At 45.9% G+C, this 17,301-nt stretch carries 14 protein-coding genes; 9 read left to right on the forward strand and 5 right to left on the reverse strand.

The genetic code is table 11. From position 1 onward, the window contains the following. Window positions 1–44: 44 nt before the first annotated feature. Entirely contained in the window at window positions 45–698 is a 654-nt protein-coding gene (gene folE / locus BIT28_RS23290) for a GTP cyclohydrolase I FolE (protein ID WP_075767343.1), read from the reverse strand. A 203-nt stretch (window positions 699–901) separates the two neighbouring features. Between folE and moeA the strand changes: the two genes are divergently transcribed. Continuing rightward, entirely contained in the window at window positions 902–2,134 is a 1,233-nt protein-coding gene (gene moeA / locus BIT28_RS23295) for a molybdopterin molybdotransferase MoeA (RefSeq protein ID WP_075767344.1), read from the forward strand. A 23-nt stretch (window positions 2,135–2,157) separates the two neighbouring features. Then, window positions 2,158–2,907: a molybdopterin-synthase adenylyltransferase MoeB gene (gene moeB / locus BIT28_RS23300; RefSeq protein WP_075767345.1), complete on the forward strand. Its 750-nt coding sequence runs from the start codon at window positions 2,158–2,160 to the stop codon at window positions 2,905–2,907. Window positions 2,908–2,965: 58 nt separating this feature from the next. Here the strand turns inward: moeB and BIT28_RS23305 are convergent, their stop codons facing one another. From BIT28_RS23305 to BIT28_RS23315, 3 genes are all read right to left on the reverse strand, one after another. Further along, the gene (locus BIT28_RS23305) at window positions 2,966–3,505 is read right to left on the reverse strand and encodes an OmpA family protein (RefSeq protein ID WP_075767346.1); all 540 of its coding nucleotides are present in this window, start codon (window positions 3,503–3,505) and stop codon (window positions 2,966–2,968) included. Between the two features lie 250 nt (window positions 3,506–3,755). Beyond that, the gene (locus BIT28_RS23310) at window positions 3,756–5,372 is read right to left on the reverse strand and encodes a peptide ABC transporter substrate-binding protein (protein ID WP_075767347.1); all 1,617 of its coding nucleotides are present in this window, start codon (window positions 5,370–5,372) and stop codon (window positions 3,756–3,758) included. A 117-nt stretch (window positions 5,373–5,489) separates the two neighbouring features. Next, window positions 5,490–6,329 carry a CvfB family protein gene (locus BIT28_RS23315; RefSeq protein ID WP_075767348.1) on the reverse strand — a complete coding sequence of 280 codons (840 nt, stop codon included), beginning with the start codon at window positions 6,327–6,329 and terminating at the stop codon, window positions 5,490–5,492. Between the two features lie 326 nt (window positions 6,330–6,655). Here BIT28_RS23315 and BIT28_RS23320 point away from each other — a divergent pair, with 326 nt between their 5' ends. Both BIT28_RS23320 and BIT28_RS23325 read left to right on the forward strand, forming a co-directional pair. Further along, the gene (locus tag BIT28_RS23320; RefSeq protein WP_075767349.1) at window positions 6,656–7,999 is read left to right on the forward strand and encodes a hypothetical protein; all 1,344 of its coding nucleotides are present in this window, start codon (window positions 6,656–6,658) and stop codon (window positions 7,997–7,999) included. Between the two features lie 198 nt (window positions 8,000–8,197). Further along, on the forward strand, window positions 8,198–9,679 hold the full coding sequence (locus BIT28_RS23325; RefSeq protein WP_075767350.1) for a protein adenylyltransferase SelO: 1,482 nt from the start codon (window positions 8,198–8,200) through the stop codon (window positions 9,677–9,679). Between the two features lie 100 nt (window positions 9,680–9,779). Here BIT28_RS23325 and BIT28_RS23330 read toward each other — a convergent pair whose 3' ends face one another. After that, complete coding sequence (locus BIT28_RS23330) at window positions 9,780–10,670, reverse strand: putative PEP-binding protein (RefSeq protein WP_075767351.1); 891 nt, start codon at window positions 10,668–10,670, stop codon at window positions 9,780–9,782. 504 nt (window positions 10,671–11,174) lie between these two features. Here BIT28_RS23330 and BIT28_RS23335 point away from each other — a divergent pair. The 5 genes from BIT28_RS23335 (at window position 11,175) to BIT28_RS23360 (ending at window position 16,907) form a co-directional block, all read left to right on the forward strand. After that, window positions 11,175–12,230 (forward strand): 3-deoxy-7-phosphoheptulonate synthase, encoded by a 1,056-nt coding sequence (locus BIT28_RS23335; RefSeq protein ID WP_075767352.1) that lies wholly within the window; start codon window positions 11,175–11,177, stop codon window positions 12,228–12,230. Window positions 12,231–12,341: 111 nt separating this feature from the next. Further along, the gene (locus tag BIT28_RS23340) at window positions 12,342–12,824 is read left to right on the forward strand and encodes a YajQ family cyclic di-GMP-binding protein (protein ID WP_075767353.1); all 483 of its coding nucleotides are present in this window, start codon (window positions 12,342–12,344) and stop codon (window positions 12,822–12,824) included. Window positions 12,825–13,065: 241 nt separating this feature from the next. Further along, a complete protein-coding gene (locus BIT28_RS23345) occupies window positions 13,066–14,301 on the forward strand; it encodes an HDOD domain-containing protein (RefSeq protein ID WP_075767354.1) in 1,236 nt (411 codons plus the stop codon). 554 nt (window positions 14,302–14,855) lie between these two features. After that, entirely contained in the window at window positions 14,856–16,148 is a 1,293-nt protein-coding gene (locus tag BIT28_RS23355) for an HAAAP family serine/threonine permease (RefSeq protein ID WP_075767356.1), read from the forward strand. 138 nt (window positions 16,149–16,286) lie between these two features. Next, entirely contained in the window at window positions 16,287–16,907 is a 621-nt protein-coding gene (locus BIT28_RS23360; protein ID WP_075767357.1) for a DNA-J related domain-containing protein, read from the forward strand. Window positions 16,908–17,301: the final 394 nt, after the last annotated feature.

The raw sequence follows: 17,301 nt of genomic DNA on the forward strand, positions 1-17,301 counted from the left end.
CAACTGGCATTTAGTAAATTCATGCTAGACGATCATGTCTAACTCTAACGAAGGCCGTTCAGAAATTCTGCTCGGGTCGCTGGGTTGCGCTTGAAAATACCACCCAGCGCAGTCGTAGTGGTCGAACTGGTTGCGTCCATGACGCCGCGTGCTTTCACGCAGTAGTGCGTCGCGTCCATGGTAATCGCCACATCATCGCTTTCCAGCAATGTCTGAAGAGCAACCAAAATCTGCTGGGTCATGCGCTCCTGTACCTGCGGACGCTGAGCAAAGAAACGGACAATACGATTGATCTTCGACAGACCAATAATTTTGCCTCGAGGAATATAGGCCACTGTCGCCTTGCCGTCGATAGTTACCAGATGGTGCTCGCAGGTACTGGTCAGCGTAATATCTTTAACTCGAACCATCTCATCACAGTTCATCTTGTTTTCGATAACGGTGATTTTAGGGAAATTGGCATAATCCAGACCAGAGAACACTTCATCCACATACATCTTGGCGATGCGCTGCGGCGTTTCCATCAGGCTGTCATCTGATAAGTCTAACGAAAGCAGCTCCAGGATCTCACGCATGTGATACTCAATTCGCTCTTTCTTCTCCTCGCGGCTTACCACCTTGTCAGTCATAGGTGTTTCAAGTCCGCGCTCTACCAGTGCCTGACGCACCTTCAATGCAGATTCACTTAATGCTGTCATTCTTTCCCTCCAACCGGCCTGGGCGTAATGCTGTTTAAATGCCCGAAATCAACTGCCAGCGATAATTCAGCCCGCAGGATACCTGTAAATGACACAAAATACACTACGAATTTACTAAGGTATTAGTGATGAACCGTTTTTTTTGTCATAATAATTCCTTATGCAAATCATAATAAGCTAATGACTTATAACGGATACCACTTATGGGATGTTGTGACGCGCCAGGCTTGATGCCTATTGAAACCGCTCTGACCAAAATTTTGGCAGAAGTTAAGCCACTGGAAACAGTACAAACTGTTTCGTTGTCTGAAGCGATGGGACAGGTGATCGCCGAAGATATTCTCTCTCCAATCAACGTACCGCCTTTTGCCAACTCGGCAATGGACGGCTATGCGCTACGCAGTGCTGGCCTCGAAAAGTCTGACACTTTGACGATGGCGGGTAAATCTTTTGCCGGTATCCCGTTTGAGGGTGTTTGCGGCGAAGGGCAATGTATCCGCATCATGACGGGTGCCCAAATGCCTAAAGGTGCCGACACGGTTATCATGCAGGAAGAAACCGAAGTTGACGGCGACTCCATTCGATTTCTGATTAAGCCACCAGCTAACGATAACGTCCGCCCTATCGGTGATGACGTCCGTTTAGGTGATGTGGTTGTGTCCAAGGGTAATCGCGTAACTGCTCGCGAAATGCCATTGCTGGCTTCACTGGGCATTGCCACTGTCAGTGTTTACCGTCGCCCTAGCGTTGCGTTCTTTTCAACCGGTGACGAATTGCGTTCTGTCGGTGAGCCGCTTGAAGCCGGTCAGATCTATGACAGCAACCGCTATGGTATCCGTGCACTACTAGAAAAGTTTGGCTGTGATGTGATTGATCTTGGCATCATCCCGGATAACCCGGAAAAACTGCGCGAAGCCTTTGATAAAGCAACCAAAGCCGATGTACTGGTTACTTCTGGTGGCGTAAGTGTGGGTGAAGCTGACTACACCAAAGATATCCTCGACGAGCAAGGTGAAATTGGTTTCTGGAAAATTGCCATGAAGCCGGGTAAGCCTTTCGCCTTCGGTACCATCAAAGACACTTGGTTCTGCGGCCTGCCGGGTAACCCTGTATCAGCTATGCTGACGCTCTATCAGCTAGTTCAGCCAATGATAGCCAAGCTTGCTGGCCACAGCCAGTATCAGCCACCTCAACGCCTTAAAGCCAAAACGACAACAGTATTCAAAAAACGCCCAGGCCGAACTGACTTCCAACGTGGTATTTACCAAATCAGCCCTGAGGGCCAGATTGAAGTAGCCACAACGGGTAACCAAGGTTCGGGGGCTTTCAGCTCGATGCATCAGGCTAACTGTTTTGTTGTTCTCGAGCAGGAACGCGGTCGCGTTATGCCTGGCGAAGAGGTAACAATCGAGCTATTCAACCACACTATGTATTAACCTTTACCGGACAGGAAAACACGGTGGTAGAACTAACCGATGCAGAAATGCTGCGTTACAACCGTCAAATCATTCTCAAGCAGTTTGATTTTGACGGTCAGGAAGCTTTAAAAGCTTCCTCGATGTTGATCCTTGGTGCTGGCGGCCTCGGCTGTGCCTCTACCCAATACCTGGCCGCCGCCGGTGTCGGGAAGCTGACTTTGATCGATGACGACAAGGTCGAAGTATCTAACCTTCAGCGCCAGGTACTGCATAACGACAGTACCGTGGGTTGCTTAAAGGTCGAATCTGCCAAGCAGGCTCTGGCAACTATCAATCCTAATACTCAGATTGATACTATCGCCAAACGTCTCGATGATGAGGAGCTACTAGCGCTGATTGAGCAACATTCTATTGTTCTCGACTGCAGCGACAACGTCTCCACCCGCAACCAGCTCAATCGTCTGTGCTTTCAGAGCAAAACACCTCTTGTCTCTGGTGCAGCGATTCGTATGGAAGGCCAGATCAGTGTCTACACCTATCACACTGACGAGCCTTGCTACCAGTGCTTGAGCGCCCTCTTCGGCGAGCAGGCTTTGAGCTGTGTGGAAGCCGGTATCATGTCGCCTGTTGTCGGCATTGTCGGTGCTGTTCAGGCGATGGAAGCAATAAAGGTCGTCGCGAACATGGGTCAGCCGCTCAGCGGGAAAATTTTGATGCTCGACGCAATGAGTATGAGCTGGCGGGAAATGAAGCTCAGCAGACAACCTCACTGCTCTGTATGTAGTGAATAGTCGCATAATGAAAAGGAAGCCGATGGCTTCCTTTTCTTTTATATGGTTAGTGTTTTGACTACTTGAACAAGTCAAATTTTGGGGTGATTCGCACTTCGATACGACGGTTCTCCTGCCGTCCCGATGCCTGCTCGTTGCTTGCGATTGGACTCCACTCACCTACGCCAAAACTGTTAACCCTCTTTGAATCAATTCCCTGCGCAATAAAAAATTCAGTCACTGCAAGTGCCCTATCCTCTGACAACTGTTGGTTAAACTCAGCCGACCCAGTACTGTCGGTATGGCCGACAACAAAGATGGTAGACTTTTGGTTCTCCGACAAATAGTTCGAGATCTTTTCCAGTACGGCCAATCCGTTAGTCCTTACCTCTGAACTTCCATGACGAAAACTCTTATCACCGCTGAGAATTACAATCACTTGTTGTTCTTCTCTATTTACTATACCTTCTTCGGCCGTAATAAAGTGCTCAAGCTGCTCTTGAGTCTCATTCAAAAAGGCATCAACTTTCCTTTGGGATACTTCATTTTGTCCACTCGACGCACAGCCAACCAGCAGTGCCGACATCAAAAACAAAATGGCAATTTTCGCTTTATGCATGAACCTAACCCTATCCAACTTATTCACTGGCAACTCTATCAAATCGCAAAGATCCTTCGTGCTCAGAAACAGTTATCATGGAGACACTTCACAACATATGTCGCTAATATCGCAAAGGTTTCAGCAGAATAGATAATGTACCCAACTAAGCAACTGCTGACATTTTTATAAGCAAAACAGAAAGACAGGCACAAAGAAAAAACTGAGCAATGATGCCCAGCTTTTCATCGCTTGTTAAACAGAAAAAGCGTTACTTCGTGATATACAAATCACGGGTGTATCGACTTTCCGAGGCATTCTTCAACGAATAACCACCAACCTCAGGCTTCTTAAGTACTGTCCGTGTGTAGTGATAGACAGGAATTGCCGGCATCTCCTGAGCGAAGACTTTTTCGGCCTGCTGATAATAGCTGATACGCTCATTGTCTGTTGATGCTGTCGATGCCTGTTGCATCGCTTTGTCAAAGGCCTCATTACTCCACTTCGAGTAATTCATGCCGCTTGTTTCAAAGTAAGACAGGAATGTCGAGGCTTCGTTGTAATCCCCCATCCAGGCATAACGTGCGACGGTAAAGTCTTTCTGCCTAAGCTTCTGCAAGAATGTCTTCCACTCCTGATTGGCCAGTTCTACCTCTACCCCCAAAGTCTTCTTCCACATCGAAGCCATTACGATTGCCAGTTTCTTATGTGACTCGTTAGTGTTATAAGCTAACTCAAACTTAAGCGGGTTCGTCTTGTCATAGCCGGCTTCTGCCATTAACTGCTGAGCTTTAATAATTCGCTCTTTCTGGTTCATCTCACTCCATGCTAATTCAGGAGCATCAAAACCGGCGACCGATCCAGGCGTCACACCATAGGCTGGTGGCTGACCCTGGCCGAGAATAACTTGCGTAATCACATCACGATCAAGGGCGTAGGCAAGCGCTTTACGAACTCGCGCATCATCAAACGGCGCTTGACCGATATTGAATAAGTAATAATAGGTACCTAAGGAAGGTACCGTCAGCAACTCATCCGGGCGCTGTTTCTTGATGGTATTGTACAATTCCAACGGGAAGGAAGAGGTAATATCAATTTCACCAGTGAGGTAACGGTTGTATTCTGATTTGAGATCCTGGATTGGCAGGTAAGTGACTTTATTAATGACCGTTTTAGTATCATTCCAGTATGACGGGCTTCGCTCCAGAACAAGCTTTTCGTTAACCACCCAATTCGAGAGCTTGTAGGCGCTGCTGGTGACGATATTCTCTGGCTTGGTCCACCGGTCTCCATAAGTCTCAAGTGCCTTACGGTTTACCGGAAACATCGACTCATGAACCAGCATTTTCGTGAAATGCGGCACCGGCTTATCGAGGGTAATTTGTAACTTTCTGTCATCAATAGCTTTGACACCTAGGCTGTCTACAGCCTTCTCGCCACGACTAATAGCGTCCGCATTGGCGATATGCGCGGTTGAATAATACCAGGCATAAGGTGCAGCTGTTTTCGGATCGATAACTCGCTTAAAGCTGTACTCAAAGTCATGAGCCGTAATCGGCTCGCCGTTTGACCACTTAACATCGTCACGCAACTCAAACGTGAAGACTTTACGATCGTCTGATGCCTGCCAACGAGTTGCCAGTGCAGGAACAATGTCGCCATTGAGATCCTGTGTCACCAAGCCTTCAAACATGTCCTGAATGACTCGGGAACTGGCGTTATCTGAAGAGTATGCAGGATCGAGTGTCGGCACCTCGTCACCGTTACCACGGACAATTTCTTGTACTTTTGCTAAGGTCACACCAGCAGGAACATCTGCCGCCATCGCCGGCGCTGCAACCGATAACGCGATCAAAGCTGCGAGCTTTGACAATCTACTTCCTTGCATATTATGCCCTCGTTTGTAGGCTTCTATTAGTTGCTACAAACATACATGCATAATTGGCAGTATAATACGCCAGTAGTCACAAAAAAGCCGGTGAATATCACCGGCTTAGAAATAACTTTAGTTGTCGTTCAATCGGATACCTTCTTTCTCGATAACGATCAGACCTTGCTTGTACAAGCCTCCGATCGTTTTCTTGAAAGTCGCTTTACTGGTACGGAATTCTTTGAAAATAGCGTCCGGTGAAGACTTGTCACTTAGCGGAACAAAACCGCCTTTCCGCTCTAGCGTCGTCAGGATCTTATCCGCCAAATCATCAACCTTGCCTTTACCTGCTTTCTGCAGGGAAAGGTTAATTTTGCCATCCGGACGGATTTCTTTGATGTAAGCCTTCAGTTTCTTGCCCGGGAACAGTTTTCCGAATGCTTCAGTTTTGAAGATCAGGCCCCAGTGCGCTTCCTCAATCACGGCCTTATAGCCAAGATCGGTCACTTCAGCAATCATCACCTGCACTTCCTGACCAACCTTGTAGTTTGCCGGCGTTTTATCTAGGAAGCGGTTGAACTTTGTCGAACCCACAATGCGGCCAGATGCCTTGTCGGTATAAATACGGACCATGATGTCCTGACCAACTTCAAGGCGGCGACGCTGTTCGCTAAACGGTACCAGCAAATCTTTGTTCAGACCCCAGTCAACAAATGCACCAACGCCACAGATGCCAACAACACGCAACAATGCAAAATCACCCACCTGTGCCAATGGCTGTTCAGTCGTCGCGATAATGTCATCTTCCGAATCAAAGTAAATGAAGACTTCTAGTTTATCTCCCAATTCAGTGCCTGCCGGAACAGAGGATTTCGGCAACAAGATATTGCCAAAGTCTTCACCACCATCAAGGAAAACGCCAAAATCTACTCGCTTGACGACCTCTAACGTGTTGTATTGTCCTACTTTAATCATTTCTTCGACACTCTCTGGGTAAATAAAACTCGATTATCAAATCCGCATCTCTGGCCCACATGTTGCCAATACACGGTAATCGCTATCTTCATATTCTTTAGGCCGCGCATTATACGTGATGTTGGTTCATCACGCCTGACCTATCTTCACTAAATTGACTACTTTTCATCCTTTCAACGCGGTAATTCGTTATTAGCTCTGCTAATAAATTGTTAATTCATCTAAAATTAGTCTCATCGCTGATATTATTGTCAAACATGAGTTAAGCTCAGCGATCAGTTGACTCAAACCACAAAATCATTTTCTCCTCGAGGTATTAAAACATAGTGATCACTGTTGAAAAGAAAGACGGGCATAAAGTTAAAATTTCCCATGTTATTCAAGAAACAACCAATCGACAGCTAGATCTCTACATTTTTGTGCCTGGCGAATTAGGCCTGAACTCCAATATTATTTCGGAAGATGAGTTCTACCATAATGCCATTCTCGGCAAACGTACCTATTACAGTGATGTGAACCACCTCCCTTTGGTGCATAGCCGGCTTGCCAGCCGCGGCAAGCTCTCGACGGAACAATACCGCCTTAGTCTAAGTTTATATGCTTACCAGTATGCTTTGGCTCTTGAGCAAACTGCCCACCAGCTACTGGAAGATAAACAGGAACGAACACTCGGCGAAGTCGAAGAGGTTGCCGAGCTTGCAGTGCGCATCCTGAAAAGGTTACGTCGTAACGTACCTAGCGATAAAAAGCTGCTGAAATACTACGAGAACATTGATAACTACCTGTCGTGGTTTACCGAACAACGCTGCCTGTCGTTGATCTCCCACCTGCCTCGCACTAGCGACTACTCGGAGATCAAAGCAATGCTGATTGCAATTTGCGAGAAGGAAACCCAACACCGCATCGACAATAATTACAATTCCAGCAAAGCAACCAAAGACCAAACCCGAATGTCCAATAAGATGCGCTTGTTAAGACGCCTGATTGAATATCCGGTAACGATGAAAGAGAAAACCATTGAGCTGGGTAAAAACACCAAAAAGGTTGTGACAGGGTTTGCAGCAGGCTTTGTGATGATATTTGTCACCCTGATGTTGATCCAGGCTCGTGGTGTACTGGGAGACATTACAGCTTCGTTCATTCTTGTACTGGCCTTTATCTACGCTGCCCGCGAGGTATTTAAGGACGATCTCAAGGTCATGCTCTGGCGCTGGGTGCGAAAAGGAAAGCCCAAATGGCGTAAGCAGTTTTTTGACGCTAACTCAAACCGGTTAATTGGACGCCAGCTCGAGTGGCTGGAATATATTAATTACAGCAAGATTGATGACGAAATAAAGAAAGTCAGAAAACACAAGGTATCGCAACGAGAAGAAACCATCCTGCATTACAAAAGTACTACCCGTATGTCGACCACCAAGTTTATGACAGGTTACGAACAAAGCCGAGAGTCGATTATTCTTGACCTCAGAGTGGTAACCAAACTGATGGAGCGAGGCTCACAAAAAATCTATCAGCTAAAAGACGGCCAGGTATCGAAAGAATCCGTGGAAAAACGCCACCTGATCAACCTGATCACACGAGAAACGGATGAAGATAAAACCGTAAGGATCCAGCGCTGGAAGATCATCATGAACCGCTCAAAAGTGGTTGATATTGAACCAATCACCTAACTGTCCACTTATATCTCGCCGGACTATTCTTAAACTGATACAGGGCTAGTCGATGAGAGCACGATTAACATTGGTCAGCTGATACAACGGCCTTGGTTGTTACCTGCATCATTTCGAATAGCCCTACTTTTTGTCTCTTGTTACCGACGGGCAAGTTGCTAGTCTGTCAGTAATAAATCACAAATCTAGGCTGGCTCGATGCGAACTCTTACCGAACTTAAGTTCAACAATACCTACAGTGAACTGCCTTCAGTTTTCGGCACCCAGATCAACCCGCAACCACTGGCTGATCCGTTTCTCGTCAGTATCAACCCGGGAATTTGCGACTTGCTCGAACTTGATGTCAGCGAGGCAAGTACTGATTTCTTCGTCGACCTGTTTACCGGTAACGATGAGCTACCCGGCTTCTGTCCCATCGCCATGAAGTATACCGGCCACCAGTTTGGTCAATACAACCCGGATCTTGGTGACGGACGGGGGCTGCTCATGGGGGAAGTGCTGACTAGCCAGGGCAACAAGTGGGATGTCCACCTTAAGGGATCGGGTACTACCCCCTACTCTCGCCAAGGTGACGGACGGGCCGTATTGCGTTCAAGTATACGCGAGTACCTAGCCAGTGCCGCAATGCATGGACTTGGCATAAGAACGACTCATGCCCTTGCCATACTCAGCAGCGCAACACCTGTCTATCGAGAACAAGTCGAACGAGGCTCGACCCTTATCCGAATAGCCGAGAGCCATCTGAGGTTTGGTCACTTTGAATACCTGTTTTATACCAGCCAACATGCCGAACTGAAACTTCTGGCGGATTATCTGATCAAGCACCACTTTCCAGATTTGCTGAAACAAGAAGAAAACGTACCAAACCGCTATGCGGCGCTGTTCCACCGAATTATCAGCCTGACCGCCGAAATGATTGCTGACTGGCAGTCCGTTGGGTTTGCTCACGGAGTAATGAATACCGATAATATGTCGGTGCTGGGGCTGACCTTTGATTACGGTCCATACGGATTTCTCGACGACTATAACCCAGGCTTTATTTGTAACCACTCTGATTATTCTGGCAGATACGCCTTCAACCAGCAGCCCTCCATTGCACTATGGAACCTTTCGGCGTTAGGTTATGCCTTCTCTCCGCTCATCGACAAGGCTCTGATTGATGAAGCTCTGAATACCTATCAACCACAGCTCCAGCAATACTACAGTCAAAAAATGCGTAGCAAGCTCGGGTTGGCAGAAAAGCTAGAGCAGGACTCTGCATTGTACAGTGAAATGTTTAGCCTGTTGGCCAGTCAGGCGGTCGATTACACCTTGTTTTTCAGAACGCTTTCAACGATCCCAAAAGATGCATTGACCGACAGCACCCCGCAGTTTGAAGAGCTATTTACTTGTACAGCAGCCTTATCACAATGGTTGCAGCATTATGCAGAGCGCCTGGAACTTGAGTCAGCAGACGATCAGACCAGGCTCAAGCAGATGCAAGCAGCGAACCCTAAATATATCTTGAGAAACTACCTTGCCCAGCAAGCCATTGAGCTTGCAGACAAAGGTGACTTCAGTATGGTTGACCAACTCTTGTTGGTGTTGGGGAGCCCTTATTCTGAACATCCTGAGTATGAGAACTACGCAGCACTGCCACCACAGTGGGGAAAAGAGCTTGAAGTGAGCTGCTCTTCATAACCAACCTCAAAACGGCATAGCCATACGAAAAAGCCGGCAGAGAAAATGCCGGCTTGATGTTACGTATTAATATCGACTTACTATCGACAATGACATGCCCCTACTGGCTGATCACCGATTGCACTTCATGCTCCAACAACCATTTTTGCAACTTCGGTGCCTTATGAATGTAATGGCTCACAACCTCACACACTTTACCGGCACTTTCTGCCGTTTTGAGGGCATGTTTGACTAGCTGCAATACAGCTTCATTCTGATCGTCATGTAAATAGTTAAGAGATTTATGCTCTTGATCGAGTCCGAGCGCAAACTGACCCAGCTGATCAATATCGATCACAAGGCCATCAAAATACGGCAGGAACTTTTCGCTCATCAAGGCATTGGCTGGCAGCTCACACATCAGGTGAACCTTCAGCCCATTTGCTCCTCGGCACAACCCCTGCTCTGCCAGCAAGTCAATCGCAGTTGCAGCCTCACTGCACGTTCGAACAAAAGGCACCACCAGCTCGATATTGGCCATCCCTTCCGAGTTTCTTGCTCGCTTAATCACTTCGCATTCCAGATTAAAACTCTTTCGGTGCGACAGATCAGCAAACCGGGAAACGCCACGCAGCCCAATCAAAGGATTCACTTCTATTGCTTCCAGCTCGCTGCCAGGCAGTGTTCGTCGATAATGTGAATCCGCACCTGACAACCTAACTCGCAGTGGTTTGTTATCTGCGTTCTTTGCCGCTTCGACCAATATATTCGTCAGTGTTGTCACATACCATTCAGTCGGTGATTCATAATCGCCTGCCGCTTCTAACACGACTTGCTGCTGTTGTTCAGTAAGCTTGGTTGTTTCTGCAACAGCATAGGGGTGAATACCAATCGCGCTATTAATAAGGCCATCCATCGACACTAAGCCAATGGTAGCAGTCGACTGCTCCAGCTGAGCAGGATCTAATAATATTTCGGTGAAAGAAAATCCAGACTGATTGTTGTTTGTCATACGGCACCACTACTACAAATTTACGCCAAAGTCAGGAAGTTGTATCAAATACGCGCAGGCTAAAACAAAGTTGCCTACAGTGAATGAATAACTAAAAAGCCAGCCCTGCCAAATTATGCGAGGTAATACTGACCAATCAATATAATCACCACTAAGTGCCTGTTAACAATCTTCCTTGTGTCATGTTCGACATTACTTTTTCATTCTCCGCATGGCAAGTAGAAACATACAAAAGTGAAAATATATTTACTTAAGCTGCATAAGTTATACCAAGGCGTTTCTCACTCCTGTTACATCCCGGTTCAAGGGGTTAGACACATTTTTTCGACCAATTCATCTCAGCTTAGTAACGATCACACAGCATGACACCCTCTATGCTTACAAAAGCGCGGTCAAATGAGATAAAAACTTAAGTCATATCACAAGTTTGGTTTATTCCTGCTGTCTTTTGGGCTATCTTTACGCGTCGTTATTTTTTGAGTTACCGAGATAGGCAAACGTATTATGCCAATGAAAACAGATGAACTCCGCACGGTTAGCCTAGGGCTAATGCCAACTCCTGCAGAGGTTGAAGCCGCTTACCCGATTACAGATGAAATTGCAGAGCATGTCGCGAACTCTCGCCGCCAGGTTGAAGCGATTTTAACGGGACAAGATTCTAGGCTGCTGGTAATCGTTGGTCCTTGCTCGGTACATGATCCTGAAGCAGCTCTCGACTATGCACAGCGTCTAATGCGTATTCAAGACAAATACAAAGACGAACTGTGTATCGTAATGCGCACCTACTTTGAAAAGCCGCGCACTGTGGTTGGATGGAAAGGGCTGGTTTCCGATCCGCATCTGGATGGTAGTCTGGATCTGGTAACAGGTTTGCATACTGCCCGTAAACTGTTGGTCGATATCAACAAGCTAGGCATGCCAACAGCCACTGAGTTTCTGGATATGATCACAGGACAATACCTGGCAGATCTAATTTCGTGGGGGGCAATTGGAGCCCGTACTACCGAGTCTCAGATTCACCGAGAAATGGCCTCTGCCCTTTCTTGTCCGGTCGGCTTTAAGAATGGTACCGACGGTAATATCAAAATTGCAGTTGATGCTATCCGTGCCACCCGTGAGCCTCACGTTTTCTGCTCACCGGCCAAGAATGGCGAGATGACTATCTATCGTACTTCTGGTAACCCATACGGCCACGTCATCCTTCGGGGCGGTAAAATGCCAAACTACCATCAGGAAGATATTAGTGCCTCGTGTGAAACACTAGCCTCCTTTGACCTGCCGACTCGGCTTGTTGTTGATTTCAGCCACGGCAACTGCCAGAAACAGCACAAGCGCCAGCTTGATGTTGCTGCTGATATTTGTGAACAAATAAAGTCTGGAAGCAACTTCATCGCCGGCATCATGGCAGAAAGTTTTATCGAAGAAGGTACGCAGGCAGTCGATATCAAGCAGCTTGATAAACTGACATACGGTCAATCAATTACAGACCCATGCATAAACTGGACGGATACTGTCGCCATGCTTGATATGCTGGCAGACGCCATCAAAGCGCGCAACTAAGCTATAAATTAACAAGTGCAGTGACCGGATATATCGGCGAATCCGTCACTGATGACTAAATTTTGATATACTCGCCGGTGAATATGACAATTACGGATTAGGATTGAGCAAATGCCATCTTTTGATATTATTTCTGAAGTCGATTTAGTTGAAGTACGAAATGCAGTAGACAACTCGTCACGTGAACTCGATACCCGTTTTGACTTCCGAGGTGTCGAAGCTAGCTTCGAACTGGATAAAGAAGTTGTAAAAGTCACGTCTGAGTCTGACTTTCAAATCACTCAGCTCGTTTCAATTCTCCGTAGCAACCTTGCCAAGCGCTATGTTGATGCCCAATCAATGGAGCAGAAAGAAACGGTTCGTTCGGGAAAACTTTTCACCTGTAGCGTTGCTTTCAAACAGGGCATTGAAACTGCCGTTGCGAAAAAACTGGTTAAACTCATCAAAGACTCAAAGCTGAAAGTACAAGCTTCCATCCAAGGTGATAAAGTCCGCGTCACGGGTAAGAAACGTGATGATCTTCAGGCCACGATGGCGCTTGTTCGCGAGGCTGAACTAGACCAGCCTTTCCAGTTCGATAACTTCCGCGATTAAGCCACTGGCTAAGTTTACGACATCATGAAGGAAGGCAATAAGCCTTCCTTTTTTTATGGTTATTACCTAGATGGCTCCTAACCGGTCAATCATTAATCATCCCCTCTTTATACGTGCTGATATATCGAACAATAACGATGAACCAATATTCCATATTTCTTGGCTATGGCATATAGTAGCGCCATACTTATAAGAAATGATTTTCTAACGTTGTAGATATAGCACCATCTAGGGGGAATACGTGATAGAGTCGGTTTTTTCTGACAAGCGCTACACCAAAGAAGCACAAGCCGCAGCATCAGAAATTAGTCGCCAGGTAAATAGCCGACACGCTAAGTGGATGGTGAGCCTACAATATTTAGTCAACCAAGATGATGTTGATCATGTATTAAGCCGTGAGGGTGAATTTTGTGACACCATTATTCTCTACGAAAAAGAACGTGTTACAGATAATCAACGCCTTTTGCTTAACTGTGAAACCGATAAAGTTCTAGAACGCCGAGCTGAAAATATCGTCAAGCAGCAGCGCCATCAAAAGATCCTCGAACTGGTTCAGAAAACAGCGCAAAATGTCATGGAATCCCGCTTTGAAAAAATGGACATTGCACGACTGCTGAATCTTCACTCTGGCTTTGCTGATTTTGCCTCGTTTGCATATACACCCACACTTAACTTTCAAAAACTTGGCTCACTTGCGATTCTCTATAATTCCCTGGGCACTAACATTCTTGAACTTGTTAATAACACGCAGTTCTGTAAGCAAATGGGGAAGACACCAAGGAAGATATCCGATCCCAAAACAGCCATCGGCTTTATCGGGGTTGATAACTGCCGGATGCTTTACCCTGTTCTGATGACAAAGCCACTCCTTAAGTGGGCAGACAGCAATACAAAGCTTATCGCCCCGAAAATGTGGCAGCATGCTATCACTATGGCGAACGTAACCCGCATGCGTTTAAGTGATGCTGGCTATAAAGAGCCTGACGAAGGCGTTTTGCTGGGGATGTTACGCGGCATCAGTCAATTCGCTATATGTAACCACTTTACAAACTGCTATGATGACGCTTTGGAACTGGTCATGACAAGGTTCCGAGAAAATGATCAGCGCGAGGAGTATTTTGCATGCGCCGATGTCAGCTACTCGATGGAGTTTCTGCCTACTGTACTCGAGAAGTGGGAAAAGAGGCTAACTCAACGCATTGTTGACTATATCGATTGGGGCCCTAGAAACCTGCACTTAAAAAATGCCCTCTTGGAAGATATCAATGATGTGTCTGTCTATGAGCGTAATCTGCATGGTGTCGCACTTGGTCAGGCAAGATCATATGCTATCTACGATATGATGAAAAAGAGTAACGCATTTCTAACCGATCAAGCCCCATATTGGTTTGCACATATGCAAATGGACGGAAAGATCCTAAAAAGTATTGGTGCTCGTAATCCAGGAAAATTTATTCTTTCGGTTAAAGATGATTAATTTTCCACACTGAATTTTCTTAATATACACCGATTCCCCTCTGCTTGAGACGGTATCGGTGTACTTGTTATATAGCGCTATCAACTACCACCCTGTTATATTCGCAACACCAATAATTAATAGCTCACTAATACAGCAGCTACAAATTTAATTATTCTAACTTGTAACAACTCTTCACCATCGCTCACGCTATTTCATAACTACTCTTTTTAGGTATTGATACAAATGCATATTCTTTATCCAAACAAACAGCCACAAGATTAAAAAAATAGTTGTACCACAAAGAATCCCCTATACTCCTTTCGTCGTCTAGGGTTCCAAAGTATTTATAAGGTTTTATTAATTTAGCGATATAGCAGACACTAATACCATTCAGCTTAATTTCTTTGTTCATTCGAACTAATTAGAATCGCTCTCTTTAAATATCCCAATAAAGGGTAAAGAGAGCTAACTGCGCTCTGCCTATATTCCTTCGCGTTTCGCGAAGCATGGAAGATATACGACTTGAACCCTTTGAAGGCTATAGACATTATACCTAAAAGGAGATGTCCATTATGGACACTGTGAAAAACAATACTGCTAATCATTCTGCAATAAAAACAGCCAAGATGGGCTGGAGTAAAAACGATACTGTTTGGGCTCTGGGTCTTTATGGTACAGCTGTGGGAGCCGGTACATTATTTCTACCCATTAACGCCGGTGTTGGTGGCCTGATTCCTCTTGTCGTTATGGCAATCTTAGCTCTGCCAATGACTTTCTTTGCTCACCGAGGCATGACTCGCTTTGTACTTTCCAGCTCTAACCCCGGTGCCGATATCACCGAGGTTGTTGAGGAGCACTTTGGTACGGGGATGGGCAAGGTCATTACTTTGCTGTATTTCTTTGCCATCTACCCAATATTACTGGTTTATAGTGTTGCACTCACCAATACGGTAGAAAGCTTTATGGCGCATCAGTTAAATGTCGCTCCACCCTCTCGTGCCGTTTTAGCATTGGCTCTCATTGTTGGCCTGATGGCTATTGTTCGTCTTGGTGAGCAGCTAATTATTAAAGCAATGAGTGTATTAGTCTTTCCTTTCGTTGCTGTACTACTGATGCTGGCTTTATACCTAGTTCCCCACTGGAACGGTGCAATTTTCGATCAGGTAATACCAACTGAAGGCGGTGCTTATACAATTTTCATGGCAGTATGGTTAATCCTTCCTGTTATGGTTTTCTCATTTAACCATTCACCGGTTATTTCCTCATTCGCCGTAGCCAAACAAAAAGAGTATCGAGAAAACGCCGAAAAGCAGTGTTCACGTATTCTTATTCGTAGCCATATAATGATGGTTGCCACTGTTATGTTTTTCGTTTTCAGCTGCGTGCTTAGTCTCTCTCCGGCAAACCTGGCAGAAGCCAAAGCGCAAAATGTTTCAATTCTCACCTACCTTGCTAACTATTTTGAGACACCGGTAATCGCCTACGTAGCACCAATCGTTGCCATTATTGCGATTACCAAGTCTTTTCTTGGTCATTACCTGGGAGCCAGTGAGGGCTTTAACGGTCTAGTTATCAAAGTCGCTCGTAGCCAAGGCAAAAAGATTAAACCCAAAGCGCTTGATACATTTACAGCACTATTCATGCTAGTAACAACTTGGGCTGTTGCAACTATCAATCCAAGCATTCTGGGAATGATAGAAAGTCTTGGCGGACCTATCATCGCTATGCTGCTCTTTATCATGCCGATATATGCCATCAATAAAGTACCTAGCATGCGACAATACTCTGGTGCGCTGAGCAACGTCTTCGTAATGGTAATTGGTCTAATTTCAATCTCTGCCATTTTCTATTCGCTGGCTCAATAATGTTTGTTTCAATCTGATATTTAGGCCATCAGTTGATGGCCTCTTTTATACCCAAACTACGAGAATCTAGTTGCTAACTTCTTCATCCTTCATTTTTCTGCTACGCTGGTTTTAAATTCAATGGGAAGCATATTAGCAATGGATCTAGATAAGTATACCGAATACGACAATCCTTTGATCTGGCCGATTATCTCGCTACTGCAAGCGAAACCTACCGGTTGGATGATCCATACTTTGGCTGATGCACTCAGACAACAAGATATTCTCGAAACACTAGACGACGATCCGGAAAAAGACCTCTTTAAACGCAACTTTCTCTTGATGAACGCTCTCTATCAGCTTCAGGAGATGTTGCTACCAAAGCAATGGCTTCAGGCTCAGGCGATGGACATTCGCTTGTCACATAATTTGGCTTCTGACCATAACCAGATCGATGTTGACGATCCGTTAAGAAGCTACTATCTCGACTGGCGTAACTACAACACGGATGCCGAAGCCGTTAAAGCCTTGCTGTCTTCATTCTGGCGTCGCTACCAAAGCCATATCGGCTCTTCACAAAGTGCTTCATCTGCATCGATTTCAAGCGGCAACCATCAGGATCTAGCTATTCTGGAGCTCCCTGCTGATGCAACAGCCAGTCAGATTCGTCGCCAATGGCGGAAACTTGCCCTGCGCTGGCACCCTGACAGACCTAACGGTGATGCCGAACAATTCCGTAAAGTATGCGAAGCATGGCAGCGGCTAGGTTCTAGGTTCTAGCAGTCCAAACCTATTCAGTTTTTTCTAACAAGCTGCTCATCTTTATGCTCTGTTAACCACCCGTCGTCCCATGGCGATGGGGTTAACAACTGCTGGCAGCAAAAAAGCCAGAAAATGATCAATGCGTTGATACCACCGGTCTATTTATGGTCTACGTCGTGAACACGGATTCAGATAATAACCTATGCTTAAAGCGATTTTTTCATTGACTGGGAGCTAATCTATGAGGGGCTGGAGAGATGGAAAAGTAATCGTGATGGCTGCTTTACTCTACATATGTAACTCCACGGCCTCCACTATAGCTGAAGAGGAGTGTAGTGGTCTAATAAAGCCGGACACCATTTTAGGTGGTAAAGTTACCACTCATTAAGAGGTGTTCAATGACCAAAAAACG

It is taken from the genome of Photobacterium proteolyticum (genome assembly GCF_001939735.1).
GTDB lineage: Bacteria > Pseudomonadota > Gammaproteobacteria > Enterobacterales > Vibrionaceae > Photobacterium > Photobacterium proteolyticum.